Origin of the sequence: Pseudomonas sp. SG20052 (genome assembly GCF_031766055.1) — a bacterium.
Lineage (GTDB): Bacteria > Pseudomonadota > Gammaproteobacteria > Pseudomonadales > Pseudomonadaceae > Aquipseudomonas > Aquipseudomonas mandelii.
In genome coordinates this window covers 3,629,650-3,654,785 of sequence record NZ_CP134498.1, presented here as the reverse complement: position 1 = coordinate 3,654,785, position 25,136 = coordinate 3,629,650, and the positions used below count along the sequence as shown (strand labels likewise).

General features: G+C 52.4%; 19 protein-coding genes, 1 tRNA gene and 1 pseudogene. 5 read left to right on the top strand and 16 right to left on the bottom strand.

All coding sequences use genetic code 11. The features are described 5' to 3' along the window. Positions 1-51 precede the first annotated feature (51 nt). From dctP to RHP74_RS16760, 3 genes are all read right to left on the bottom strand, one after another. A complete protein-coding gene (dctP, locus tag RHP74_RS16770; RefSeq protein WP_010460763.1) occupies positions 52-1,047 on the bottom strand; it encodes a C4-dicarboxylate TRAP substrate-binding protein DctP in 996 nt (331 codons plus the stop codon). A 259-nt stretch (positions 1,048-1,306) separates the two neighbouring features. Next, complete coding sequence (locus RHP74_RS16765; RefSeq protein WP_145307823.1) at positions 1,307-1,792, bottom strand: hypothetical protein; 486 nt, start codon at positions 1,790-1,792, stop codon at positions 1,307-1,309. Between the two features lie 134 nt (positions 1,793-1,926). Continuing rightward, positions 1,927-2,202, bottom strand: coding sequence for a hypothetical protein (locus RHP74_RS16760; protein WP_141213412.1), 276 nt, complete (start codon positions 2,200-2,202; stop codon positions 1,927-1,929). Positions 2,203-2,694: 492 nt separating this feature from the next. Between RHP74_RS16760 and RHP74_RS16755 the strand changes: the two genes are divergently transcribed. Beyond that, positions 2,695-8,169: an AAA family ATPase gene (locus RHP74_RS16755; protein ID WP_311095900.1), complete on the top strand. Its 5,475-nt coding sequence runs from the start codon at positions 2,695-2,697 to the stop codon at positions 8,167-8,169. Positions 8,170-8,179: 10 nt separating this feature from the next. Here the strand turns inward: RHP74_RS16755 and RHP74_RS16750 are convergent, their stop codons facing one another. From RHP74_RS16750 to RHP74_RS16740, 3 genes and pseudogenes are all read right to left on the bottom strand, one after another. After that, positions 8,180-10,378, bottom strand: a complete 2,199-nt coding sequence (locus RHP74_RS16750) for an LTA synthase family protein (protein ID WP_311095899.1) — start codon at positions 10,376-10,378, stop codon at positions 8,180-8,182. Positions 10,379-10,707: 329 nt separating this feature from the next. Continuing rightward, a pseudogene (locus RHP74_RS16745) lies at positions 10,708-10,962 on the bottom strand (methyl-accepting chemotaxis protein); the annotation flags it as partial. 126 nt (positions 10,963-11,088) lie between these two features. After that, the gene (locus RHP74_RS16740; RefSeq protein ID WP_311095898.1) at positions 11,089-12,558 is read right to left on the bottom strand and encodes a lactate dehydrogenase; all 1,470 of its coding nucleotides are present in this window, start codon (positions 12,556-12,558) and stop codon (positions 11,089-11,091) included. Between the two features lie 379 nt (positions 12,559-12,937). Here RHP74_RS16740 and RHP74_RS16735 point away from each other — a divergent pair. Together RHP74_RS16735 and RHP74_RS16730 are read left to right on the top strand one after the other, a co-directional pair. After that, positions 12,938-13,011: transfer RNA gene (locus RHP74_RS16735), tRNA-Cys, on the top strand. A 586-nt stretch (positions 13,012-13,597) separates the two neighbouring features. Then, a complete protein-coding gene (locus tag RHP74_RS16730; RefSeq protein WP_311095897.1) occupies positions 13,598-16,894 on the top strand; it encodes a metallophosphoesterase in 3,297 nt (1,098 codons plus the stop codon). A 434-nt stretch (positions 16,895-17,328) separates the two neighbouring features. Here the strand turns inward: RHP74_RS16730 and RHP74_RS16725 are convergent, their stop codons facing one another. The 9 genes from RHP74_RS16725 to RHP74_RS16685 all read right to left on the bottom strand — a co-directional run bounded on the left by RHP74_RS16725 (position 17,329) and on the right by RHP74_RS16685 (position 22,107). Beyond that, the gene (locus tag RHP74_RS16725; RefSeq protein ID WP_311095896.1) at positions 17,329-18,360 is read right to left on the bottom strand and encodes an IS110 family transposase; all 1,032 of its coding nucleotides are present in this window, start codon (positions 18,358-18,360) and stop codon (positions 17,329-17,331) included. Positions 18,361-18,544: 184 nt separating this feature from the next. Next, positions 18,545-19,612 (bottom strand): tyrosine-type recombinase/integrase, encoded by a 1,068-nt coding sequence (locus RHP74_RS16720; RefSeq protein WP_311095895.1) that lies wholly within the window; start codon positions 19,610-19,612, stop codon positions 18,545-18,547. Between the two features lie 2 nt (positions 19,613-19,614). Then, positions 19,615-19,869, bottom strand: coding sequence for a DUF4224 domain-containing protein (locus RHP74_RS16715; RefSeq protein ID WP_311095894.1), 255 nt, complete (start codon positions 19,867-19,869; stop codon positions 19,615-19,617). After that, positions 19,866-20,141 (bottom strand): hypothetical protein, encoded by a 276-nt coding sequence (locus RHP74_RS16710; RefSeq protein WP_311095893.1) that lies wholly within the window; start codon positions 20,139-20,141, stop codon positions 19,866-19,868. Before RHP74_RS16710 ends, RHP74_RS16715 begins: the two co-directional genes overlap by 4 nt. 57 nt (positions 20,142-20,198) lie before the next feature. Continuing rightward, a complete protein-coding gene (locus RHP74_RS16705; protein WP_311095892.1) occupies positions 20,199-20,513 on the bottom strand; it encodes a pyocin activator PrtN family protein in 315 nt (104 codons plus the stop codon). Further along, complete coding sequence (locus tag RHP74_RS16700) at positions 20,510-20,908, bottom strand: AlpA family transcriptional regulator (RefSeq protein WP_311095891.1); 399 nt, start codon at positions 20,906-20,908, stop codon at positions 20,510-20,512. Before RHP74_RS16700 ends, RHP74_RS16705 begins: the two co-directional genes overlap by 4 nt. Before the next feature lie 140 nt (positions 20,909-21,048). Next, on the bottom strand, positions 21,049-21,333 hold the full coding sequence (locus RHP74_RS16695) for a phage antirepressor KilAC domain-containing protein (protein ID WP_311095890.1): 285 nt from the start codon (positions 21,331-21,333) through the stop codon (positions 21,049-21,051). 10 nt (positions 21,334-21,343) lie between these two features. Beyond that, complete coding sequence (locus RHP74_RS16690) at positions 21,344-21,934, bottom strand: hypothetical protein (protein WP_311095889.1); 591 nt, start codon at positions 21,932-21,934, stop codon at positions 21,344-21,346. Next, positions 21,931-22,107: a hypothetical protein gene (locus RHP74_RS16685; protein ID WP_311095888.1), complete on the bottom strand. Its 177-nt coding sequence runs from the start codon at positions 22,105-22,107 to the stop codon at positions 21,931-21,933. Before RHP74_RS16685 ends, RHP74_RS16690 begins: the two co-directional genes overlap by 4 nt. A gap of 168 nt (positions 22,108-22,275) precedes the next feature. Between RHP74_RS16685 and RHP74_RS16680 the strand changes: the two genes are divergently transcribed. Then, on the top strand, positions 22,276-24,015 hold the full coding sequence (locus tag RHP74_RS16680) for a P-loop NTPase fold protein (protein WP_311095887.1): 1,740 nt from the start codon (positions 22,276-22,278) through the stop codon (positions 24,013-24,015). Positions 24,016-24,050: 35 nt separating this feature from the next. On the opposite strand, the gene RHP74_RS16675 is transcribed toward RHP74_RS16680, so the two are convergent. Continuing rightward, positions 24,051-24,782 (bottom strand): S24 family peptidase, encoded by a 732-nt coding sequence (locus RHP74_RS16675; RefSeq protein WP_311095886.1) that lies wholly within the window; start codon positions 24,780-24,782, stop codon positions 24,051-24,053. Positions 24,783-24,861: 79 nt separating this feature from the next. On the opposite strand from RHP74_RS16675, the gene RHP74_RS16670 reads away from it, so the two are divergent. Further along, positions 24,862-25,122 carry a hypothetical protein gene (locus tag RHP74_RS16670; protein ID WP_311095885.1) on the top strand — a complete coding sequence of 87 codons (261 nt, stop codon included), beginning with the start codon at positions 24,862-24,864 and terminating at the stop codon, positions 25,120-25,122. Positions 25,123-25,136 lie beyond the last annotated feature (14 nt).

Here is a 25,136-nt window from a genome sequence, read left to right as displayed (position 1 = left end):
AGCGGATGGCAGGCAGGTGCTGCCAAGGCGGCAACACCTGTCGTCCACCGATCATTGGGCCTGGTTGGCAGCTTCAGCCGCGGTGATCAGCTCGGCGCCGATATCGCCTTCGAACTTCTTCCACACGGGCTTCATCGCAACGCGCCATTGGTCGCGCTGTTCAGGCGTCAGGATGATGATCTCGGTGGTCTTGGCCGCAATGATGCTCTGCTTGGCGTTCTGATTCAGCTGCTCGGCCTCTTTGTTCACATGGGCGGTGACTTCGACGAGGATCTTGTCCAGCTCGCCACGAAGCTCTGGCGATAAACCATTCCAGAATTTGGTGTTGGTGATCAGCATGTAGTCCAGTACACCGTGGTTGGATTCGGTGATGTACTTCTGTACTTCATGCATTTTCTGGCTGTAGATGTTCGAGTAAGGATTCTCCGCTCCGTTGACAACACCGGTCTGCAAGCCTTGATAAACCTCGGCGAAGCTCATCTTGCGTGGATTGGCGCGTATGACCTTGAACTGTTCCTCTAGCACGGCAGAGGCCTGCACCCGGAACTTCAACCCACGGGCATCACCCGGCACTCGGAGCGCTTTGTTCGCGGACAGTTGTTTCATCCCGTTGTGCCAATAGGCCAGTCCTGTGATGTTTTTGTCTTCCATGGACTTGAGCAGTCCCTGGCCCTGCGGGCTCAGCTGAAAGCGGTCAACGGCGGAGATGTCATCAAACAGGAAAGGCAGGTCGAACAGTTGAACGGTCTTGGTGTAGTGCTCGAACTTGGCCAGCGACGGTGCAATCATCTGTACGTCCCCGAGCAGTAAGGCTTCCATCTCTTTGCCATCGCCAAACAACGAAGAGTTGGGGTAGACCTCTACTTTGACCTTGCCGGGCAAGCGTTCTTCCACCAGTTTCTTGAACAGCAGGGCCCCTTGGCCTTTGGGAGTCTGCTCTGCAACGACGTGGGAGAATTTTATAATCACCGGATCAGCAGCCATGACCGTGCTCATGGTGCCAAGGGCAAGGGCGCAGGCGAGTGCTTTCCACATGGGTTTGAACATGGGGGGAATTCCTCTTGTTTTAGTTTTTCGTGCGATTCCATGCTCTGAAAAGCATGCGCACGGCGGACAAGAGCAAGTCTAGGCAGAAAACCGCGATTTGAAAGGCGATGACTGAATGTAGTTAGAAATCTTGTCTGTAAGAGGGTGCCGCCTTCGGAAACACTCTCTTACAATATTAACGCTTGGCGTGAATGCGCTAAGGGTTAGCGGCGTGTCGTGTTTAATCGGCTTCGGTGATTTCAGCGTTGTTATCCGGCGTTTATCGCATGGTCAACGTCAACTGATACGCCCCCTGGGCCCGGTTAGTACGGGTGATCGTCACGACGCCACTGCCCACTTCAAGTTGCACGTTCTCGCCTTTCAGTATCGATTCGTCAATCTTATGCGGTATTGATAAGCCCAGCGCTCTCACCGAGAGGCGCTTGGTGGCTTTGATCATTTCACGCTTGGCATCATCGGCGAGAGAGGGCGACGCGATATCGATGATCAGACTGAGATGTTCAGGTATGTGGTCGGCGCCTTGAGCAACAAATCTAATAGTATTGCCGCTAGTACTGTCGACGCTGACATCCCGTACAGGACTCGAACAACCTTCCGTCCCATCCGCGCTGGTTGACCATGTATTCGCGCGCAGTCGAGTATCGCTGAGCACTGTACAGGCATGGTCAGGTGAAGTAATTCGCAACCCTGCCGAGCAACTGAATGACACTATGAAGGCGGTTGTCGCTAGAAAAAAACGGATCATTAAAGTGCCTGTAGATATAAGTAAAATAAGCAACCAAGGCATTTATTGGCCATGGCGGCGCGGACGTAGAAGTTTACAACTGTGTGTTGCATTATTTGCGCGGTTGCATTGGCGCTATAGCGTTCTGTTCTTTTCTATGATTTGCGATTGATATCACTGCGCTTGGTAATATCAGACACACGACGATTCAAGCCAAGGCGATCCGTTTTATCGTATGCAAAACCAATCGATCCGACGTTACCTGCAGTGTCGGATGCAACCGGAGCTTTCGAAGATATGTCCTTCGCATTAGTGCTGGCGCGCGTGTCAGGGCCCGAAAACACAGTGTCTTTCGCAATCCAGCTAGGCGGACCAGCGAATCCAAAATTCGCTATCGCAACAATAGCCAATAGCATGGACAGAAATTTCATAGCGTTTTCTCCAATGCAAAAATATGGGCTAAGACATTCCTCCACGGAACGAATTTATTGTCCGCTGAAAATAGCATTTAATGGCTTCTACGATCGGATGCCTGACTAACCTCTTAGTATGACCAGGTAACACCTAAGAATGATTTACTCGGCTTGTCTAAGCGCTTCGGTAACGAAGGTGATAGCTGCAATTGTGCGCAGTGCCTTTGTATGGCGAAATTATACAAGCGCTGTGAATTGTCATGGTTCAATGAGGCGATAGGAGCGCCGAATCTTTATGGGGGCCGCTCATCGAGCAAATGCTTTACGTTACTATCGTTCGGCAGCGTAGGGCCGACATTCTGGACATTAGCTTAGGCGACAAAAAAAGGCGATGCAGGACACCCATCTGTAGGCGATGTGGTGTTCCATATCAGGAGGCTGGCGCTTTGCCGGCGGTGTAGCAGGGCTGTCGGTTAGGACATTGAGGATAGGGCGTTGATAGGCGAAAGCATGCAGGTATTGTGGGACGACGGTGAGCGTGTCTTGAGCCGGGGACAGCGCTCCGGCAAATTTGGCCGTGAAAAGGTGCTGGTTGCACGACCCACCTTGGAGCAACCATCGCTCGCTACCCTGGATCGCCTTGCTCACGAGTTCGGCCTGAAGGATGAGCTCAAAGACGAATGGGCAGTGCGTCCCATCGAACTCGTGAGCGAAGGTGGCCGCACAGTTTTGTTGTTTGAAGACCCGGGAGGAGAGCCGCTGGCGAAGCTGCTCATTGGTCCTGTCGAGACGGCAACGTTCTTGCGTCTTGCGATCAGCATCGCCGTTGTGCTGAACAAGTTTCACCTGAGCGGACTCGTCCATAAAGATATCAAGCCCACGCATATATTCGTCAATTGCCCGGACGGTGAGGCCCGGTTCACCGGCTTCGGGCTTGCTTCGCGTTTGCCACGGGAACGGCAGGCGCCCGAGACCATCGCCGGTACGCTTGCCTACATGGCACCTGAACAGACCGGCAGGATGAATCGCTCGATCGATTCGCGCAGCGATCTTTATTCGTTGGGGGTGACCCTTTATCAGATGTTGACCGGTGTGCTGCCATTTACGGCCTCTGACCCTATGGAATGGGTGCATTGCCATATTGCCAGGAAGCCGATGCCACCGAGTGAGCGAGTTGGCACCGTCCCGGAGTCGATTTCACGGATTATCATGAAGTTACTCGCCAAGACGGCCGAGGAGCGTTATCAGACGGCTGCCGGCGTCGAGCATGACTTGCGGCGCTGCTGGTCCGAGTGGCAGCAGCAAGGACATATCAGCCCATTTACGCTGGATGAACACGGCAGGTCTCACCGGCTGGTGATTTCCGAGAAACTGTACGGGCGCGAGAGCGCCGTTGAAGACCTGGTCTCCGCTTTCGGGCGGATAGTTCAAAGTGACGGGACAGGGTTGGTGCTGGTCTCCGGTTATTCCGGGATGGGCAAGTCCTCTGTCGTCAATGAATTGCATAAGGCATTGGTGCCGTTGAGAGGACTGCTGGCTTCTGGCAAGTTCGACCAGTACAAACGTGACATCCCTTATTCAACACTCGTGCAAGCATTTCAGGGACTGGTCCGCACGCTTCTGGGTAAGAGCGACGCGGAGCTGGATGGCTGGCGCACGGCACTGCTTGAGGCACTCGATCTCAACGGGCGGCTCATGACTGACCTGATGCCTGAGCTGAAACTCATTATTGGCGAACAGCCCATGGTTCCAGACCTGGAACCGCAACAAGCGCAGCGTCGTTTCCTGTTGGTATTTAGCCGATTTATTGGCGTATTTGCCCGGGCGGAACATCCCCTCGTGCTGTTTCTAGACGATTTGCAGTGGCTTGATACGGCGACACTTGACCTTATCGAGGACTTGCTCACACGCTCTTCGTTGCGTCACCTCATGCTGATTGGCGCCTACCGTAATAATGAAGTCGCTGCAGATCACCCTCTGAGGCAGAAGCTTCAAACGATGAGGAGTGCAGGGGTCCCGATCGATGAGATAACGTTAACGCCGCTTGCCATTGGGCACATCGAGCAGTTAATCACCGACGCGCTTCATACCGAACCGACGCCGATCAAGCCGCTGGCTCAATTGGTCCACGATAAGACCGCTGGCAATCCTTTCTTCGTGATTCAGTTTCTTCATGCGCTCGCCGAAGAGAAACTGCTGAACTTCGACCATGACCGCAGGCAGTGGGAATGGGATACCGATCGGATTCACGCAAAGGGCTACACCGACAACGTCGTGGATCTGATGGCAGGCAGATTGAACCGCCTGCCGCACTCGACGCTGCAGGCGTTGCAGCAAATGGCCTGCCTCGGCAATGTCGTTGATATCTCGACGTTGGCGACGGTCATGGGGATTCCCCGTGCGCAGTTACACAGGGAGTTATGGGTAGCGATTCGCCAAGAGCTTATCGAGCGCTCGGACGGTGTCTATCTGTTCGCTCATGATCGAATTCATGAGGCCGCCTATTCACTGATCCCCACGCATCTGCTTTCGCAAGCCCACCTGAAGATTGGTCGGCTGCTAGTTTGCGAAATGCCTGCGGAACAGCACGAAGAGGTAATCTTCGACATAGTCAACCAGCTCAATCGCGGCGCCCAGCTGATCACCGAGCAGGAAGAACGAGAGCAGTTGGCCCGGTTCAACTTGATCGCCGGCCAGCGCTCCCATGCTTCGACCGCCTATGAATTGGCGCTCAAATATTTCATCACCGGCGCCCAGTTGTTGGACGACCCGTGCTGGCTTCGTCGGCATGAACTGAAACTCAAATTGGAGTTGAACCTGGCCGAATGTGAATTCCTGACCGGGCAGTTGCTTGTGGCGGACCAGCGGCTACAGGCACTTTCGGAGCGCGCGTTAACGATCGTCGAGCAGGGTAGCGTCGCGTGCATGCGGATGAATGTGAATCTACTCCTCGACCGCAGTGATCAAGCGGTGGCTGTCTGTCTGTCCTTTCTACGTCACGTCGGTATCGAGTGGTCCGCTCACCCGAGTGACGAAGCGGCTCGGAGCGAATACGAGGGCATCTGGTCCAGTCTTGGAAATAAAACAGTTGAACAAATCATCGATCTGCCGCCGATGGAGGATGCTGTCGCTCTCGCAACACTTCATGCGCTGACCATGTTGATCTCGCCGGCTTTGCACACGGACACGAACCTTGCCTGTCTGACCATTTGCAAGGCGATCAATCTCAGCCTTGAGTACGGCAATGGCGATGCCTCATGCGTGGCCTACGCCAATCTCTCTCTCGTCACCGGGCAACGGTTTGGCGATTATCAAGTGGGATTTCGATTTGGCCAGCTGGGTTGTGAACTTGTCGAGCGCAGAAACCTTGAGCGTTATGAGGCGCGTACGTACTTATCCTATTCACTTTTTGTCGCGCGCTGGGCACATCCTGTGCGCAGTTGCCGCGCGTTGCTGGATCGCGCTTTTGATGCTGCAAACCGGGTCGGCGATTACTCATTTGGCGCGTTTGCTTGCAACATTACCGTCTCTAACTTGCTGTTCGCTGGCGAGCGGCTGCCCGATCTGCAACGTGAGGCCGAGCGAGGCCTCGCGTATGCCAGGAAAGTGCACTTTGGCCTTGTCATAGACTTCATCGAAAACCAGCTGGCACTGATACGGATGTTGCGTGGTTTGACACCGGTATTCGGTTGCCTGGACAGCGAGCAGTTTAATGAGAGCGACGCGGAGCACCATGTTTCCAAGACCTCGCCGGTGTTGACGTGTTGCTTCTGGATCCGCAAGTTACAAGCGCGCTATCTTGCCGGCGATTTTACGTCCGCCATTGAAGCCGCCGCACTGGCGCAGCCTTTACTCGAGGTATCGCACTCCTTTCTCGAGGAAGCCGAATACTACTTGTATGACGCGCTGGCGAGGGCGGGCCTAAGCGCCAGCAACTCGTCAGATGATCGACAGCAGCATTTGACTGTTCTCAATGCACACCACCAGAAACTGCGGGCCTGGGCAGACATTTGTCCCGAGAATTTCGCCAGCCACAAGGCGCTGGTGGGCGCCGAAATTGCCCGGATTGAGAACCGCCTGGTGGATGCGGAGCATTTATACGAAGAGGCAATCGACTCGGCGCAACATCGCGGGTTTATCCATATCGGAGCACTCGCCAATGAACTCGCTTCGCGCTTCTACGCCGCACGCGGTCTTGCCAAAATCGCCCGCGTATATATGCGCGATGCCCATTATGGGTATCTGCGCTGGGGCGCGGATGGCAAGGTCCGGCAGCTTGAAGCGGTGCACACGTATCTGCGGGCGGAAGCATCCACGTTCGGTCCGGCGACGACCATCGCCACACCCATCGAACAGCTTGATCTTGCCACCGTGCTCAAAGTGTCGCAGGCCGTCTCAGGTGAAATCGTTCTGGAAAAGCTCATCGATATGGTCATGTCGACGGCCGTCGAACAAGCCGGCGCGGAGCGAGGTCTGATGGTGCGCACAGATGGTAGTCACCATCGAATAGTCGCCGAGGCGACTGCGGGCAATGACTCGCCGCACCTGCGTCTGCGTGATGTGCCGGTGAGTGCGTCGCTGCTGCCTGAATTGATCCTCTACCATGTGCTGCGCACACAAGAGAGCGTTGTCATTGACGACGCGATTACCCAACCCTTGTACGCCGCGGACCCCTACATCCAGAAACATCGAGCCCGCTCCATTCTCTGCTTGCCGTTGATGAACCAGGCGAAACTCATTGGCGCGCTGTTCCTGGAAAACAATTTGACCGCAGGGGCATTCAGCCCTGCGCGCATTGCTGTACTGAAGCTGGTCGCCTCCCAGGCCGCCATCTCTCTGGAGAACGCCCATCTATATCGCGATGTCGCGGAGCGCGAAGCCAAGATCCGGCGGCTCGTAGACTCGAATATCATTGGCATTATTTTCTGGAATACCGAAGGTGAAATCACGGATGCCAACGATGCGTTTTTACGGATGGTCGGTTACGAACGCGAAGACATTGTCTCAGGCCGTGTCAGATGGAGAGACCTGACAGCGCCGAAATATCGTGAGGTTAGTGAAAAGACAATGATAGAAGCGCTGCAGGCCGGGAGTGCCCGTCCTTTTGAGAAGGAGTACATCAAAAAGGATGGCAGCCTGCTGCCCATCATCATCGGTTTGGCCACGTTCGACTCAGGGAGCCAGGAGGGTGTCGCGTTCGTGCTTGACCTGACCGAGCGTAAGCAGGCGCAAGAAAACGCTCGTCAAAGCGAACAGCGTTATCGCAATGTCCAAGTGGAGTTGGCGCACGCTAACCGTGTCGCGACGATGGGCCAACTGGCAGCTTCGATAGCCCATGAAGTCAGCCAGCCTATTGCCGCCACCGTTATGGGGGCTCACGCTGCGCTGCGTTGGATGGGCGCCCAGCCACCTAATCTTGGCGAGATAAAACAGGTACTCGACAACGTGATTAAGGATGCTCATCGCGCGGCCGAGGTTCTGGATCGGATCCGGGGGCATATCCGCAAGGCCCCGCCACAAAAGGGACCCGTAGACATCGCGAAAATCATCGGCGAAATGGTCGAATTCACTCGCAGTCAGGCAATCAGTAACGGTGCTTCGGTGCATACAGGCATCGCGCAAGATTTGCCGTTAGTACACGGCGATCGTGTAGAACTGCAGCAGGTGTTGCTGAATTTGATTCTTAACGCTTTAGAGGCAATGAGCAGCGTCAACGGCGGCGAGAGACAGTTACAGATCAACGCCGAGATGGAAGAGCAGGGCAGCGTGCTGGTGCAGGTGAGCGACAGCGGCCCAGGGTTCGCTGCAGGTGAAGCCGAGCGGGTGTTCACCGCTTTCTATACGACCAAGGCGACCGGGCTGGGCATGGGGCTGTCAATCTGCCATTCGATCATAGAGGCGCATGGCGGTCGATTATGGGCAAGTTCGAATCAGCCCCGGGGAGCGGTGATTCAATTCTCTCTGCCGCCTCATACGCCTGCCTGATCGGTCGCGACTAGCCCTCTGCCTTGTCGATATTCGTGGGTAGGTCGTCCTGCCCCGGTAACTCAGTAATTACACTGAAGTCACTTACCTCAACGGCCCCCAACCCGTAGCCCAGCAAGTGAAAAGAGAACGCCTTGCGCGGCTGCGGATTGTCGAAACTGAAGTGCATCTCCAATGGCTGATCCGCAGTGACAATCATTTCTGCGGGGAGGCCCAATGGGACATCCTGTTCCCGCTCCTTGGCCTTGAGCAGAATGTAGGCATCCTGTTGTGGATCTACCGAGCGCACGGTCAGACGCACGCGAGTGAGTGAGCCCTTTGGCATTTCCAGGTACTGCGCGCCAATGAGGTTATCAGCCCAGTCATCCTTGATCGCTGTCTGAAGAGGGATGATGGCGGAACTGCCGAACTGGTAGTGCTGGTTCAAGGGTGTGCGCAGCAGCGAATGATCCAGCGCCGTCGCTCTGGCTGCGATTTGGCGGGCGCGCTTGCCTCCGTACTGACCAGTCAAGGTCGCATGTTCCGCGATGAAGCCTGGGCTGGCGTAATTCCGGCAGCGCTGTTGAAAGTCACACTCGGTCAAGGTGCCCTGACCATTGTGATAGCGCAGCTTGTCGTTGGTGAACGACATGATTTCGCGGCCCGTTTCATAGTCGCGAAACAGGGAGCGACCGGTCAAGGCTGGGGGGAAGGGCAAGGCGAAATAGTCGAGTATCGAGGCACTCAGATCGACATGCCCGTAAACCCCGGACTTCACCTTGGGCAACTGATCCTGCTCGGGCGCGAGCATTAGATTGAAGCCCCAAGAGGACGCCAGGCGCACTCCATCGATACCGTGGGATTCATCCGAGGTGATCACCACCAGGGTGTCTTTCAAGACTCCCTGACGTTCAAGGCCGTTGAGGAATTGCCCAAGCGCATCATCCAGATACCCGACGGCGGCCTGCTTGGGTGTGTCGTAGCGCTCCAGGTAGTCTTCAGGAGCCGAATAGGGCTGGTGGGTGCCAACGGTCAGTAGCGTCAGCATCCACGGTTTTTTCTGTTTTTTCAGCTGGCCAACGTACTCAAGGGCTCCTTCGAAGAAGGCCTTGTCGTCCTTGCCCCAAGGGAATTCCAGGTAGTTGCTGTTGGTGAACCATTCCAGTCCATGAGTGGAATCGAAACCGATGTGCGGCATGATTTTGTCTTTTGCCATGAAACGCAGGCCCGCACCCTGGAGATAGTGCGTGGCGAATCCGTTCTGGTGTAACTGGGCTGGCAGGCACGCTTGATTGCGTTCGCTCTGGGTCAACATTTCCACCCCCTTCGGCGTGCCGTTGTCCAGTTTGTCGTAATCGCCACACAGCATTGCATACAGACCGCGAATGGTTTGGTGGCTGTGAAGGACGTAGTCCGGCGTATTCATGCCGCGCTCTGCCCATCGACTGAGATTGGGCATGAGATTTTCCTGGTAGCTGCTGTGCAAGGCTTCTCGATTAACACCCACGTAGGCGCCGGGAATACCTTCCAGCGCGATGATCAACACATTCCGCGCCCGCCCGGGAGCGGCGAGCAGTTTCTGTCCTTCCAGATCGAGTTGGGTGAGTCCCGCCATTTCTGGAGGGACATCGACAACATCACCTGCCAACCATTCTTCAGCACTTGACTGAACGTCTCCAACGCTCGCGGACAATAACTGATGCGGGAGGTTGAACAAGCGCCAAGGGTCTTCGTCGGTGGGGTAGAGGTGCTGGGCGCCCCAGTGGCCGATCAACAGCAGCAACGGTGCTGCCCACACGCTACGTGGTAAGGCCGGAATAGGTTTGGAGCGGCCCATCCACTGCGTGATCAACCAGATCGCCAGTCCAAAGCACAGGGTGGCTGCCAGCCATGGCTGGGCGAAACCACCGCCGCTAGAGTTTTCCAAAAATTGAGGGTCAATCAAGTACTGCAGGTCTGTGGCGTTTGGAAACCTCCCGACCGCGCTGACGAGTTCAGCAGTCGCCAACGTCATAATTCCCCAAACCAGCAACACCGGCAGCGCTAACCACCAGGGACGACGCTGCAGGGTGACGATGAGAAGACTGGCAATTCCCAGATCTGAAAGGTAGCCGAGTGGACTCGACCAACCCAGTGCCGCACGCAGGCATAGAGGCAAGATCAGGACCAATCCGATCAGCGCGACGAGGCGCGCATAGGGTTGTCGTAACCAGTGACGGATAACGTTCACAAAAAGACCTTCCAGACATTAAAGCTTCATACAAGTGTGCTGAATGGTATCAAGCGATGGCAGGACTGCTCGGGAAATTCGAATAGAGGGAGGGGTACTGAAACGGTGGGTAGCCTGGATATTGGCCTACCGGCTAAAAAGCTTCAGCTCTTACCCCCGTTCCAGAGCCCTGAATGAAGGGTGTTAGTGCCGGTTGATGGTCGTGAACATTAACTGTTTCAGGCTGTTTAACGTGTTCCGTCCGATTGCGGGCGGACGTGCGCACGGCATCACAATGCCGGGTGACGAGAACGTTGTAATTCGCCACACTTTTGGCATTTTTTCTGTGGTTAAACTATAAATCGAGTCACCATTCCACTTAGATCAACAGCCAGCCGTGACAACTCATTACTGGCCGCACTGGTTTGATTGGCACCTGCCGCAGACTGAGTCGACAGGTCGCGGATATTAACCAGATTACGATCAACCTCTCTAGATACTTGTGCCTGCTCCTCCGAAGCGCTTGCAATGACCAGATTTCGCTCGTTGATCTGAGAAATAGACTCGGTTATCTGTATTAAAGAATCACCCGCGGCATTTGCCAGGTATTTCTCCGCACCATCCCCGCTCAACAAGTTGGCTCATCGTGCATGCCGTCGGTAATAACAAGGGCAGGTCATAAATCTGCCCCAGACCCGGTATGAGTGACTCTCTCTCGCTCGGTTGACGGGTCAATCCTTGATTTCACTCGGATCGCTGACCAACATTACTTTGTCCTGGATAGCGGCCAAGGTGTATTCGAGAAATGACCTGCCTCGTCCCAGATTCGCCGCCTTATCCTGCTGCAGTGCCTGTTGCAGAACGACGAGAAGATTCTGCGTCTTCGAGGATGAGGCAGGCGTCAAATTGTCTTCTTCCAAATTCCCCTTTACGTATTTGGCAATGCGAGTGGACTGGCTTGCCGAATGGCTGATGGACGCCTCGACCAACTCACCTTCGGCATAACCGATGCGGCTCGTGCTGCTGGCCTGATCGTTGATCTGGTAGTACAGGTAATTCTGCGATTCCGAGTCCGTCGTCAGTTCCAGCTTTTGCCCGGCATACAGAGGCTTATGGTACTGGGCTGCCAGATGGGATTGCTGATCCTGAACAAGGGTGCGATTGAGCCGATTCGCACCTTTGGATTGCGTGGATTGGGACACGTCATAGCTGAATGAATCAAGTTCGGCAGGCCGCGCAGGATTGCCGTTTACAGTCTTCTCGGTGACCGTCGCACTGAAATCGGCCAAGCCGGTAAGCAAGCTGCGGTCGGTGTCTGTCAGGTAGTTCGAGCCTGGGGGCTGCCGCACGGTTGCGGCGAGGCTTTCCGAGTAATTTGTGTGAACGGCCTTAAACGCACTTTCGAACATCGATAGCAGGTGTCGGTCGCCGTCGCCTCGGTCGCGCGCCGCTTCTATTTGACGGATGTACCCCTCAAGCGCCTTGGCCTTCTGAGTGCTGTTGCCCAGAATCGCAGCATTTTTCAAGTCCACGGCTATGTTGAGATCGCCCGATGCGCCCTTCATGCTTACCCGGCGCTGGCTTGCATCGGCATGCAGCTCAAGGGTCTGCGTGCTGTCATCGCTGAGCTTGAATCGTGTCACCAGATCGACCGAGGAAAACACCTTGGAGTCGAACTGAATCAAGGTGTCCAGTTTGAGTTGCGGAGGCACCGCAGTGAGCCCTTGAATGGCCGACTCAAATCCATCTGCCATTGCGCCCAGCGCAGCAAGTTCTTCTTTGCTGAGATCACCACCCTCGACCTGCGCCTTTACCGCCAGCGCATTGTCCTGACTGGAGAGGGTCAGTTGGATAGTTTTGCCACTCGCTGTATTCAGCGTGAGGCTGATGGAGTTATCTGCGATGCCACTATGGAGTTTGGCTTGGGCAGCCGCCAGTTCGCCAGCTTCAAGAGGCCTTCCAGTCGATGAGCGAAGGACTGACTGGGAAATGTTCTTGTTGGTCTCAGCCAGTTGCAAGAGTAGCGATACGCCCAGATTTTGGAACCGGCCGGCCGTCGACGAACTTCCGAAATTGCCCCTCATGTGCAAGGACACTTTGTCATGCTGCGTGTATTCCCAGGAAAGCGGTGCGTCAAGCTGCGCTATCCCGCCCCGGGAGGTATACGTCAGTGCATCGACGGCTTTGTTATCTTGCAGCAAGGTGACTATCGACGAGGGCGATTCACCACTTGAGGTCCGATCCCGGAGGTATTGCCGGAAAACGACAACCTTGCAGGGATCGGATACCAAGCCCATCACCTTATGATCAGTCTCTTGTTGCCTGGCTGTCGAATCGATGCTCGGGCGGTCAGAGGGAAGGGCACAAACACCCGGGGCCAAGAAAACGTGCTGCCAGAATTTTTTTTGAAATCAAGGGGTTGCCAGCCTCAGGAAATGAGTACATAATTCACGCCATCGAAAGCACAGACGGCTGAAAAAGCTCAATGTTTTCAAGGAGATAGAGCGTGAATCATAAGCTCGTTTCCTGTTCCAGGTTTGTACACATTTGATGTTGCGCTACATGACATCAGATGTTTGAGGCCGAGTAGCAAAATGGTTATGCAGTGGATTGCAAATCCACCTACGCCGGTTCGATTCCGACCTCGGCCTCCACTATAAATAGCCCCGTAGATCAACGATCTACGGGGTTTTTTATTGCCCTTGGGAAAGTGACGTGTTCCGCAATTTTTGGGCGGTGTTCCGCAACTGCGAATGATGGGGTACCTAGGATCAGAGTAGTGTCAGGCCGCAATCGGCCATTAGTAGTCGTCCGCGAGTGGCCTTATTCGTTGAGTAGTGGTCGTTCGCTTTTGTCCGGCTAGCGAGTCCAAACCGGTGGACTTGTGTGCATTTTAAGCATGTGATGGATGCATAAACTCGAGCGTAGACCGACCGGTAGGATTAGGGACAAGAAAATCGATGACACGGTATCGACAGCAGCTTCCGAGTGAAACGGGCCTATGCCGAGACCATATATAAAAAATTGCTATTTCCTGCGTCCCTGATTTAGCGAAACGAGCTTTTCCGGTGACCATATTGTCGTAGCAAGATGCAAAGCGGGCTTTAGATGGGGGCGCTAGCCGTCATCGGTGGCGTGCAATACTCCTTTCGCGAACCAAAATCTTATTTTCACCTTTTTTATTCGAATTGATCGGTGATATCGTTAGGCATTATGTTTCCATTTAAAGGGATTTACTAAATGAGTTCGCGTTTTTCCTGGCTTCATCTAAGTGATTTGCACGTCGGAATGAAAAGTCACAAATGGATGTGGCCGAATGTTAAACATCAGGTCTACGAAGACTTTAGATTTCTTCAAGCAGAGCATGGAAAATGGGACGTTGTTATATTTTCTGGTGATCTTACGCAAAAAGGCGAGGCAGCTGAGTTTTCATCGCTGACAACCACACTGCAGGAAATGTGGAGAGTATTCGATGAAGGAGGTTTTCAGCCAAAACTGTTTTGCGTTCCTGGGAATCATGACCTTGTTAGACCTCATGCTTTAGATCCTGTCAAATTAGCATTGGATAATTGGTGGAATAACCCGACTCTTAGAAATTCCTTTTGGACTAAAGATGCTGAAGCTTTAAGATCTTCAATTTCAAAATACTTCGAAAATTTTGAAGCTTGGAAGAGTAGTTTGAAAGCTGCTGGAATTCCAATCCTTGACTCGGTTGCGGGGGTTGTCCCTGGGGATAGCTCATCGATATTCACTGCAGGCGAACTGAAAATAGGTTTGATTGGCTTGAATTCAACGTGGCTTCAACTTGATGGCAGCGATTACAAAGGCAAACTTCATATTGACCCAGCTCAACTTGGAATGGTGACATCGGGGGACGCTACAAGCTGGACTAAGTTGCATGACATGAACTTATTGGTAACACATCACCCGTTAGATTGGTTACACCCTGAAAGCCTTAACGTTTTCAATAAAGAAATAGATATCAGCGGTCGTTTTAATGCACATTTATTTGGCCACATGCATGCTGCTGGTGCGTATCAGCACAACCACTTGGGTATGCAGACTAAGCGCTCAATCCAAAGTGCTTCGCTGTTTGGTTTGGAAAATTTTGGTACTAACAATGAAGAAAGACGCCACGGCTACTCTTTGAACATTGTTGAAGTTACAGGCGACGGAAAAGCAACTCTCACATTGTTGCCGCGTGCCGCGAGGGATGTTGCGGGAGAGCGAAAAATAGGTGCTGATTTTACACTACCAATCGACAACTCTAATAAGATTGTGCATTCTTTTGATTTACAGCTAGCGGCTGCTAACAGTGCCGTTTCCAAAGGAAAATGGGACGAGGAAAAGCTGTCTGATCTTAGTGCACAACTAGTCCAGGTATCGGATGCCGGCTCTGTTGTGAACATAGATGTCATCGAAAAGGTTTTTGTAGAGGCACCAGAAGCACTTTGCGTTAGGGCAATACAGCTCGATGCGGCGTGTTCAGCACTAAAGAACACAAGAGTACTTTGGTTGGCTTCTGAATGGGGTATGGGGGATCAAGGGTTTATTTGGGCAATACAAAAAACAATGTCGCATGAGCGGTCATGCAACTACTCAATAGACCTAAGTAGTTATACTGACCGGAATCAGTTTTTCGAACTGGTTAAGGCGCGTTACGGCTTCAGCTTCGAGTCCATGTGCGAAAATCTGTCTAAATTGTCTAATCCATACCTGATATTTGAAGAGGTACCTTTTACCAGCAATCCTGACGAGTCTTTGAGACTTTACAGGGAGATTTGCGAGTTAGTAGAAATTATACTTTCATATTGCCCAAGCCTAAGCGTTATACTTTTGAGCAGGCAGCCTCCTCCGGCTGGTAATGAAAATATATTGGAAATTGTGGCGCTCGACCAAGCCGATACCCGAAGTTTTATTGAGAATCATCGCTTGGGTATTAAAGGATTAAACATTGATGATTATCTTAAGCTTTTTCAGCACACAGACGGGCTGCCTAATCTGATCGAAAATGATCTTCGCAACCTGCGTGTTGCGTCACTGAGCGAAGTAACGTCATCGAATTCAGAAATACCCTTACCTGATGGCTCTTTAAATAGGGCAATGCTTGAGCTATCGGAGTCGAAAGATCCTGGTATGCAGCGCGCTTATTTACTGCTGAAAATTCTTTGCGTTTTCCCACAAGGCGAAGAGCTCGCAAAGATTAAAAACTTCGACCGTACTAAACCAGTTTTTTTTGATCACGCTCAAATACTGGAGCAGCGAGGTTTTATACAAGGAGTAGAGATCAGTCAACTTGAGAACGGCTCACGCGCGAACAAGACTAAGCGACTTATAGCAACTCGCCCTGTTCGCGAATGGGTGCAGTCGAGACTTACTGACAAGGAGCGCAAGAAACTTGATGAGTATGCTGCGACTTCATACTTTGGGCCATCGTGGATGATGGGGGCTTTCAAACCGCCTCACAGCCTAAGATTTGACAAGCCCGGACGTGTTCCTGCTGAGTTAGACAACGCTCGCTCCATCATTCAGAAAATCGTTGTGGATTTCCTAGATAGTTCTCGCAAGATAAATACTGCGTTGGAATTGGTAAAATATCATGGTGCTTCATTGTTGGTCGGCGATTATTACAGAGGAGCATGCGAACTCTTTCAGTACATCACCCCCTTACTAGAAGGTGAGATGACGGAAGAGGATAAATATTACTTAGATTTTCTATACGCTAAAGCTTTGAGAATGCTTGACGGCGAAAGCAGTACAGTAATGGCAAAAGAAATCTTACTGGCAGCGTTACCATACTTTAAAGACAAGACAACGCTGGTTAGTGTTTATATGAATATCGCTCTTTGCTCAGAGACTCTGGGAGAGTCCGAAGATGCGGTTTTATATGCTAAAAAAGTAATCGACCTAGATAAGAGCAGCAACTCCGCCTTTAGTGCTCAACATATAATCATAGAGGCTACAGAAGAAAACGAACTCAATTTAGCTTTGGCTCTTTCCAAGTTAGAGGATAAGGCACGAAAAAAAGGTGCCAAGACGGTCGCGGTGACAATTGCACTATCACGTGCTTATGCAATTAAAGATGATGATGAAAAAGTAGCAAAATTGCGAGCAATAGCTAAAGACGCAAAGGATAATAGTGATAGTTATGACGTAATGCGGGCAATGGTAGGGCTTGGGCAGGTTTCATTAAAAAATGATACGAATTTCAAACTGACTACTGCGGAGGAGCATCATTTAATCAGGCTTTATCATTATCTGTATAATGAGCACTTTGGTAATCACTTCAACAAATGCCATGATATATTGTGGAAGATTTTTATCGAGCGTCGCGATTATCAAAATCTTCTACAGTTGTTTAGGTATAGCTCATTGCTCTGGCGGCTAAGAGGTAATGATGAATTGGAGAGAAAAACAATCATTCGCTTGAATAAGATCTTGATCAAGGCTTCATTTTCCGTAGATAGACTAGACATAGCATCATCTTATTTTTATGCGCGACTTAGCGCTTCGGTAGCTGTAACCGTTCAGGATTAACTTATCTGATTTGATTTAATCTAGACTCTAGTGGTCTCGCGGCATATTAGCTCGAGACCACCGTAGTCCTCTTCGATTAATTAAATGACGGTTGCCCTTGCTATTGATGGCGATTCATATTTTTGCCACTTTTGAGCAACTGTTATTGGCCGATTTATGACGGTCACCAATGACCGTATATGGACTCCTCCTCGTTGCAAGCCTCCTTCGCTTTGGCGCCCGTGCCGACTGCACACGTATATTCGGCCTCTTACAACGGCATCGTTTTGATGCAGGGCCATGATGGGCTATTCGCGCGTCGGCTCCCAATCGCTTCTACGTGCTTTACGCACCTGGACATTAGAGGGTTTTGCCGACGCCGGTTCGACCGGTTTGCCATTGCTCGGGTTGCTTCGCAATCGTGGTGTGGGGGGGATTCTCCTGGAGTGAATAATTCAGGCCGCTGCCCGATCCGGTTGGTAATCAGTGCCGTTGCGCAGCATCGCCCAGGCCATGCGTGCAGTTTTGTTGGCCAGTGCGATAGCGGCCACGTTGGGATGTGAACGTTCGGCTAAACGGACAGCCCACTGGCTGAGTCGATCGTCTTTGGATTTTGCTGTGCGCAGTGCCGACCGCGCACCGTGGATCATCAGCGTTCGCAGATAAGCATCCCCGCGTTTGCTAATGCCAAGCAGTCGATCCTTGCCGCCAGAGCTGTGTTGCTTTGGCGTCAACCCTAGCGAGGCGGCCAGTTGTCGGCCGTTGGCAAACTGACTGGCATCACCGATGGCAGCAACCAGCGCGGTGGCAATCATCGGGCCGACTCCACGCAGCTGCTGTAAACGGACGGCCATTGGCTCACATGCCGCGATCGCAGATATCTCGCCATTGAGTTCGCCCACGCGCTCATCAAGTGCGCGCAGGTCATCCCACAAACCCTTCAGCAGACGACGAAAACGTATCGTCAAACCGTTATCCGCATCTTCTAGCCAGCACGGTATTGCGCGACGCAGCATCAGTAACTCCTTCGGCGCAATGAGGCCGTACTCGGCGATCAGCCCACGAACCTGATTGGCTTTGGCGGTCCGCTGTTCAATTAAGCCGGCCCGGATGCGATGCGTCGCCTGGATATCCTGTTGTTCGATGGTCTTGACGGCGACGAAGCGCATGCTGGGGCGGCTCATCGCCTCACAGATTGCCTCGGCATCGTTGGCGTCGTTTTTGTTGCTCTTGACGTACGGTTTGACGAACTGAGGCGCGATCAGCCTCACCTGAAATCCGCGTGCCTGTAGCTGCCGCGCCCAATGGTGCGCACCGCTACAACTTTCCATGCCGATCTCACAGCCGGGTTCGGTCTTCTCCAGCACCGTTTGCAGCCAGCGATCGCGAGGCAGACGCTGCCGCCAGACTGGCTGCTCATGACGATCCACGCCGTGGATCTGAAACACGTTCTTGGCCAAGTCGACCCCAATGCGCATAAGCTTCATGTGTGGACTCCTTCTCACGGTTGACTGCGGTTCGTACCTTCAGTCTGGCACTCAAGATGCCGAGGTGAGGAGGAGTCCATCCCATTGCTTCTGGCCGTATTCTGCCTTTGGCCAGCGGCAGCTATATTGGGTCGATTGTCTTCTCAGGGATAACCTACTGGTAGCAACCTATCGCGGCCTTTAGTTATTTTGTGGGTCGCACAATTTCACCAACACGGCGATAAACCTTTTTCGTCATCTCCTGCGTTGAGTGGCCAAGCAGGCGACTAGCATGACTAATGTCGTCAATTTCGCTGGCAGCTTTTGGTCGGATGTCGCGGAATTGGAACTGGCGGATCGCGGCGGCAAGCGTTGCATCACCATCAGCCGCGGCCTTCGCGACTGCTTTTTCTCGGGCTTCATCCCACCGATTTCTCAGCATTGCGTAACTCATTCGCAGGCCCGCCTGGTTGGTGATCAGGCTTGAACTCCTGATGCCGGCGATGGCTTTGCGCTCGAGCAGGGCGTCGAGGAAGGTGCTGAGCCCTGATGCATCTGCGCCGTCGTGTAGACGGATGCGCAAGCGTTTCTCAGTCTTGCCCTGGCCTACCATCAGGAACCCGTTGTTCAAGTCGGCAGTTGATGCTTTGAGCACATCGGCGGGGCGCTGGCCGGTCAGGTAGGCCAGGTCCATTGCGTCTTTCAGCTCGGGCGGTGCCTCTGTGTACACCGCATCCCAAACAATTTTGCCTGCGTAGAAGTCACGGGGTGTTTCCTTGTTCCTGCGTAAGCGGGCGCAAGGGTTTGCCTTTTCAGTGAGCCCCCATTCGCGGGCAAAGGTGAATATGGTCGAGAGGAGGGCGATCTCGCGGTTGGCGCGCACCTTTGCTGTTCTGGCGTCGCGATACTGGGCGATCACTTGCGGGGTGACCGCTTCTACAGGGGCTGATTCGAACGCGTTACGTAGTTGTTTGAGGCCTTTCAAGTAGTCCTTTTGGGTGCCGGGCTTCAGCCCAGGGATGACCTTTCTTTCATAGTCGTCGAAAAACCTGCCCATCAGGTGAGCAGGCTTGGGTGTGGCTTTGCGGTCCAGACGTGCCCATTCGACTTTGGCTTCATCGAGGTCGCCGCCAAGCGGAATTTCGACTCGGTTCCCTTCGGCGTCCCGACCGTTGTAGTAGTAGCCTACCCAGGTACTGCCGTTCTTTCTTTTGCGGCTACGACGGATCATCCGTGGCGGCAGATCCCGGTTTGCGGCTTTCTTCTGGCGCATCGTCAACCTACACGTGAGAGATCAAGGGACCAGGCTTCAGCTACAGCATTGGTTGCTGATGGTTTAACCCCAGCTAGCTTCAGGCGGGCGTACACGCGACCTACAACGGGGCGTTGTGCGGCTGTGAGCACGTGTTCCCAAGCATTGCGTTGCAGCCACTGACGTTGGCAGGACGGAATCTTGTAGCCTGTAATAGCGGCTAACTCATCTTCTGTAAGCGTCTCACTCGGCAGCTGAAACGAGCTCTCTCTGTTCATGCTGCCTCCAGAACGATGGTGACCGCTTGTACCTGCGTATACCCCACAGCAGGCTGCGCGGACGGGCGATTTTGAGCGATTAGCGTTGCATCAGGTGTGGCTGCCTCGCGCAGCTTCTCGTGGGGTATAAGTGCCTCGGCAGTGGCGCTGAGAGGGGCAATAATGCCTGCTGAGATGCGGCCATCGAGCAGGCCGTCTCGGTAGCCGGTCCAGTAGAGAAGGGCGGCGCCGATGATGAGGCCGATCAATGCGCAGATTTGAATTGCAGTCATGTGGTGTGCTCCTGGTGTTATCGTGGGCTGGTGGTGGCAGCCGTTGGGTCAGGTGTCTTAGTCGGTTGATTCGTCCTGCGGTCGCAGCATCTCTTCGTCTGCCTTGTAGGCGCGGATGTCGATCAGTGAAGCGACATGCCGGATGTGCGCGTACTTCGGCGCCTTGCGGCTGGTGTCCAACGTGGTGATGGGTAGCTGAATCCGTCCGCTGTTGATCTCGGCCACGAACGATTGCTCGTTGAGGTTGCGGAAGTACTGCTCGCGGACTTTTTCCAACGGGATGAGCACGTCACCGAAGGTGCGGTAGAGCAACTCGACGGTGGCCGTTTCTGGCGCGGGTTTAAGTCGCAACTCATTCTGGTTAGCAGTCACGGTCTCGCCCCTTGTCGACTTTCATATTCGCAGCGAGATGCCAGTCGAGAGCGGACCCATTGGTGTACTTCTGAAAGCACCCAAGCTACTGCGGCACCCTTTCCGGTTGCTGCTGACAGCTTCACGGGACGAGGAAAGTCGTTTTCGGGATCGCTCATAAATTTGTATAAGGTCGAGCGTGCGAGTCCGACTATCTTCGAAACCTCTTCCATTCGGATTAACGTACATTCTGGATTTATGGTTTTTATGGATGTCGCGGTCAGTAGTTGTGCGCAATCTGCGCCTGCAGCTTCGGCCGCTAGATTGAGCACATTTTTCACGTTTTGAGGTGTTCGATCTGAAGGAGGCAAATCCAGTAGTGATTTCAACAGGTAATCAATTAGGTCATTGTTCATCGGTTTTTTTCCGTTTCGGATGATTCCATGCATTCAGGCAGTGTGTTTTGGTCAGCTCCCGCAGATGCTCAGGCACTTCGAGGAGCGCGGCGTTGCGCTCCTCGCGTGTGCGCATGGCGACGATCTGGCGGGCGTACTCCCTAGGCCACGTCACGGTTGTTTACCAGGATGGCGGGTAGATCCAGCCCCAGTTGATCGGCCAGCCAATGGATGCCGGGTTGTCTGACGCGGGTTGACTGGCTGTACTGCATGCCTGCGGTCTCGTGGTACCAGTTGCTGTCCTTGACCCGCAGGTATTCGCGATCGCGGGTCGGGTAGGCGGGTAGGTTCCGGTTATTGAGGAGACCTTTTGCCCGCATGAGGTCGATCAGCTTTGGCCGAGTGATGCCGAGGTGTTTCGCGGCTTGGGCTAGTGTGCGCTCCATGAGACCTCCCTCAAGCAGCGTGCGCGACGGGAGTTGCTGCCGCAGCCAAGTGGTTGATGGACTCGGACACTTTCTCGTAGATCTCGACATCGCTTCCGTACACGGTGAAGCATTTGGTGCGCGGCCGTTTCTCGCCGATGCTCATGATGGTGGTGACACCCGAGCGGGTTTGAGTGCGATGCAAAGCGACGTGGAGGGGCAGCTCAAAACCCATGTCGAGGCTCACCACACCACCAGTGCGCACCAGCTCGAATACCCGCTGTTTGTGTTCAGTATCGAAGCGGGCGTATTGCCGGCTGGCGTGGGGGAGGTTCAACAGGTCGGCGGCGTTGCTGGGGTCGAAGGGGCCATTGGCGATCTCTTCGATGAAGTCGGCCAGCTTGAGGTGCATCTTTTTTTCGTTCTTCAAGGTCAGCGTGTGGCGATCGCTGCCCAGCTCGACGGTGAAAAGAGTGTCGGATGTGTTGCGCTCAACTTTCAGGCGGAACGAGAGAGCCTCGCGCTTAGGCGTCGACCTTAGCGTGTGGTTGAAGGACTCGGTCAGGTTGACCTGGGCGTTGAGCAGTTGGAGGGTGCGGTTGTCAAGCTTGTACTTGCTCATGCTGCATAGCCTCCGCCATTCGGATCGAACGGAGCGGGTGTGGTGCGGGCTTTCTGCTTTGGTTTGGTGGTGACAAACGTGCAGCCGCATTCGCGGGCCAGACGGCGTATTTCGAAGATTCGGAAGGGATCAGCAGCGGCCGGGTGGACGTGCAAGGTAGCAGTGTTGTGCATGGTTTTGCCTCGCTCTGTGGTGGAAGAGTGTGGCAAATATCAACCAATAATTGATATGTGTCAACAACCATCAGTTGATTAGCAAGGATTTACGTTCTAATAGCTGGTGATGCGGGTGTGGCTCATTGCTATGATGCAGGTCTGTTACTAAAAATGGACGTCGAACGCATGGAATTTTTGAAAAAGTCTTTTGATGTTTTTTTTGAATCAAGCTCTGGAGTTGTAGTGATCAGAGGCGATTGGGGAGTAGGGAAAACGTTTTTTTGGGATCAATACATTAATAGTCGAATCCAGAAAAAAAATCTAAAACAAATAGCATATAGTTATGTTTCCCTGTTTGGGAAGAATTCTCTTGCAGATATTAAGGCTAGTGTCTTCCAAAGTGGAAGAGCAATCGCCTCAGATGAAAGTGTTATTCGTTCTTTTGAAGTCGAACTAGAGAAGTCGAATACTCTTTATTCAAAATTCCCGCAGGTGAAGTCCACCTTGGATTTTGCGAAAAAGAAGGCCCCGTGGTTAGGTGTGATAAGTGGTACGGCAAAGAAAATTCCAGTGCTCGACAAGTTTTCAAGCCTGCTATCCAGTGTTGAATACAATGTAGTAAATAATTATATTGTTTGTTTTGATGATATTGAGCGGAAGGGGAGTGCGTTAAGCATTAAAGAGTTGATGGGCTTGGCGGATGAGTTGGCTCAGCGCAAGTCCTGCAAAGTTGTTTTGATTTTTAATGAGAAGTCTTTTGATAAGGATGGTAAGGATTTAGAGCAGTTTGAATCGTATCGTGAAAAAGTGGTGGATGTTGAACTGCTTTATAATCCATCGTGTGAAACAAATTTTGGTCATGTGTTCTCGCCGGAACTTGATCATTTCGATTTTTTAAAATCGATAGTGCTAAGGATAGGAGTGAAGAATGTCAGGGTGCTCCGTAAGCTAAAGGCATTGTTGAACGCGCATGCTAAATTTCTGAAAGATAAAGATGCCGGTTTGGTTTGCGAGTTTTATTTGCACGCAGCAGTGTTGTGTTCATCCTATTATCTTGGCGGTAATTTTATAAATTATACTGATCTTCGAAGCAGCTTGATCGGAGGGTCATGGGCTAAATATCTTTCCGCTAGTGCAGAAAGCTTGACTGAAGGGCAATTAGCATTCAAAAACATAAACATTGATTTGCAAATGTCTGAGTCTAAGTTTGACTCGCCAATCGGCAGTTATTTAGAGTGTGGGTATGTCGACGAGCAAACCATCTTACCTATCTTTGCCGATGTAGAGGAACGTTACCGAAAAGGTAATGTTGATTCTGAGTTGAAGGGTGCATGGAAAATTTACCATGATTCCTTTGGGGATGATGTCGAGGAGTTTAAAGCTCGGCTTAAGAGCATCCTTGATAGAGAGTTGAAGAGCATTTCTTTGTCTGACTTTTCCTCTGCTATCGAGATGTTGGAGGTGCTGGGGGAGACAGTTGATGTTTATGTCGATGATTATGTTGCGCTTCATTACGATAGCTTCAAGGACGATGCAATCATGTCTTCCTGGAGTTTAGATCGCGTTAAGAATGAAGCTCTTCGGTCAAAAGTTGTTGAGGCGGGTAAGGCGGGCAAGAACCTTAATATTGATGATATTTCATGGCGGATGGGGGCTGAGCGCTCTTGGAGTCCAGAGGATGTCGCATATTTAGCGACCTTGACAGTAGATGATTATGTGCAGTGGATGCATTCTTTTCCTGAAAATTTAACGACCAAACTGAGGAATGGGCTACTCTCGTTTAGAAACATGTCGGCCTCAAACACGGACGATGCGAGAGCCTACACTACTATTGGCGAAACAGTAGTGAAAGCTCTGGAGAAAATCGGTTCTGAGAGCAAGCTGAACTCAATTAGAGTTGAGAATATGTATGGAGTAAAATTGTAATATCGTTTGCTGAAGGCTGTTACGGCTTTCAGCAATTATTCGGGCACAAAGGCGCCGACAACTTTCCCGCATATATGAGTTTCTTCCGTGATTTCAATTATCGGATACTGCGGGTTTATTGGTCTTAGGTATTGGCAGCCTGCATCTTCAACTAGGATCTTAAAAGTAGCTTCGTTGGTTCTTGGTAGTCTCGCAATTACCCGATCGCCTGTTCTAGTTTCGGCCTCTGGATCTACAAAAATTATGCATCCGGCTGGATAGCTACGGCCGGGTCCGGGATTAGTCATTGAATCACCAATTACTTTTAAAGCATATCCGTGAGAACTTATTTGAACAGGGCAAGACAGCCAAGAGTCCGAATCGTAAGATTCAAAATTTGAGATCGCTTCACACCAAGACCCTGCCTGCACCCACGAAATCAGCGGAACCTTGCCGAAGCGCTGATTGATTTCACTGATGTTGCTTTCGTCACCAACGGCAATTCTGTGAACATTACTTTCGCCAGTTTGATCTTTTGGCAACACTCCGTACTCCAGCCACTCCCGCCGTACCTTGAGCCATGAGCAAAGCGCAGACATGCTATCCGCCTCTGCGATTGCTTCGCCGTTTAGCCACTTGCTGATTGCCTGAGTGGTTTTCTCAACTCCCAAGCTTTTCAGCTGACGATGGATGTCCACACCTCGACCCCGGCTACGTACGCCGGCGTCGTTTAGGGCTTCGTGAAGGCGCTCGCTGAAAGCTGCGCGGAGTGCATTTTTATCAACCATGAGTTGAGAGTCTCATAAAGGTTGCGCAATAGTCAGTTGATCTATAACATCAACCGCGAGTTGATAAGTGGAGGTTGTCATGTTGGACCCTGCAGATTTTCCGAGCGCAATTGCGTTCGCTTTTGAAGCCGTAGGCGGCATCGGGGCCGCCGCGAAGGTATGCAATAGAAGCTATCAGGCATTGAACAAATGGCGTCAGGCTGCATGCCTGCCACGAACGGATTACACCGGCGAAACCAAATACGCTGAGCTTCTGGCTACTGCGGCGAAGCAGAAAGGCAATGCGTTTCAAGCCGTTTGGCTGTTGGACGCCTCGGCTCCTCAAAAAGCCGCTGCGTAGCAAGAAAAAAGGCG

Excerpts from the sequence above, each read along its gene's own strand:
- dctP (WP_010460763.1), bottom strand. The coding sequence starts at position 1,047 with ATGTTCAAACCCATGTGGAAAGCACTCGCCTGCGCCCTTGCCCTTGGC.
- RHP74_RS16765 (WP_145307823.1), bottom strand. The coding sequence starts at position 1,792 with ATGATCCGTTTTTTTCTAGCGACAACCGCCTTCATAGTGTCATTCAGT.
- RHP74_RS16760 (WP_141213412.1), bottom strand. The coding sequence starts at position 2,202 with ATGAAATTTCTGTCCATGCTATTGGCTATTGTTGCGATAGCGAATTTT.
- RHP74_RS16755 (WP_311095900.1), top strand. The coding sequence starts at position 2,695 with ATGCAGGTATTGTGGGACGACGGTGAGCGTGTCTTGAGCCGGGGACAG.
- RHP74_RS16730 (WP_311095897.1), top strand. The coding sequence starts at position 13,598 with ATGAGTTCGCGTTTTTCCTGGCTTCATCTAAGTGATTTGCACGTCGGA.
- RHP74_RS16725 (WP_311095896.1), bottom strand. The coding sequence starts at position 18,360 with ATGAAGCTTATGCGCATTGGGGTCGACTTGGCCAAGAACGTGTTTCAG.
- RHP74_RS16720 (WP_311095895.1), bottom strand. The coding sequence starts at position 19,612 with ATGCGCCAGAAGAAAGCCGCAAACCGGGATCTGCCGCCACGGATGATC.
- RHP74_RS16715 (WP_311095894.1), bottom strand. The coding sequence starts at position 19,869 with ATGAACAGAGAGAGCTCGTTTCAGCTGCCGAGTGAGACGCTTACAGAA.
- RHP74_RS16710 (WP_311095893.1), bottom strand. The coding sequence starts at position 20,141 with ATGACTGCAATTCAAATCTGCGCATTGATCGGCCTCATCATCGGCGCC.
- RHP74_RS16700 (WP_311095891.1), bottom strand. The coding sequence starts at position 20,908 with ATGAACAATGACCTAATTGATTACCTGTTGAAATCACTACTGGATTTG.
- RHP74_RS16695 (WP_311095890.1), bottom strand. The coding sequence starts at position 21,333 with ATGGAGCGCACACTAGCCCAAGCCGCGAAACACCTCGGCATCACTCGG.
- RHP74_RS16690 (WP_311095889.1), bottom strand. The coding sequence starts at position 21,934 with ATGAGCAAGTACAAGCTTGACAACCGCACCCTCCAACTGCTCAACGCC.
- RHP74_RS16685 (WP_311095888.1), bottom strand. The coding sequence starts at position 22,107 with ATGCACAACACTGCTACCTTGCACGTCCACCCGGCCGCTGCTGATCCC.
- RHP74_RS16680 (WP_311095887.1), top strand. The coding sequence starts at position 22,276 with ATGGAATTTTTGAAAAAGTCTTTTGATGTTTTTTTTGAATCAAGCTCT.
- RHP74_RS16675 (WP_311095886.1), bottom strand. The coding sequence starts at position 24,782 with ATGGTTGATAAAAATGCACTCCGCGCAGCTTTCAGCGAGCGCCTTCAC.
- RHP74_RS16670 (WP_311095885.1), top strand. The coding sequence starts at position 24,862 with ATGTTGGACCCTGCAGATTTTCCGAGCGCAATTGCGTTCGCTTTTGAA.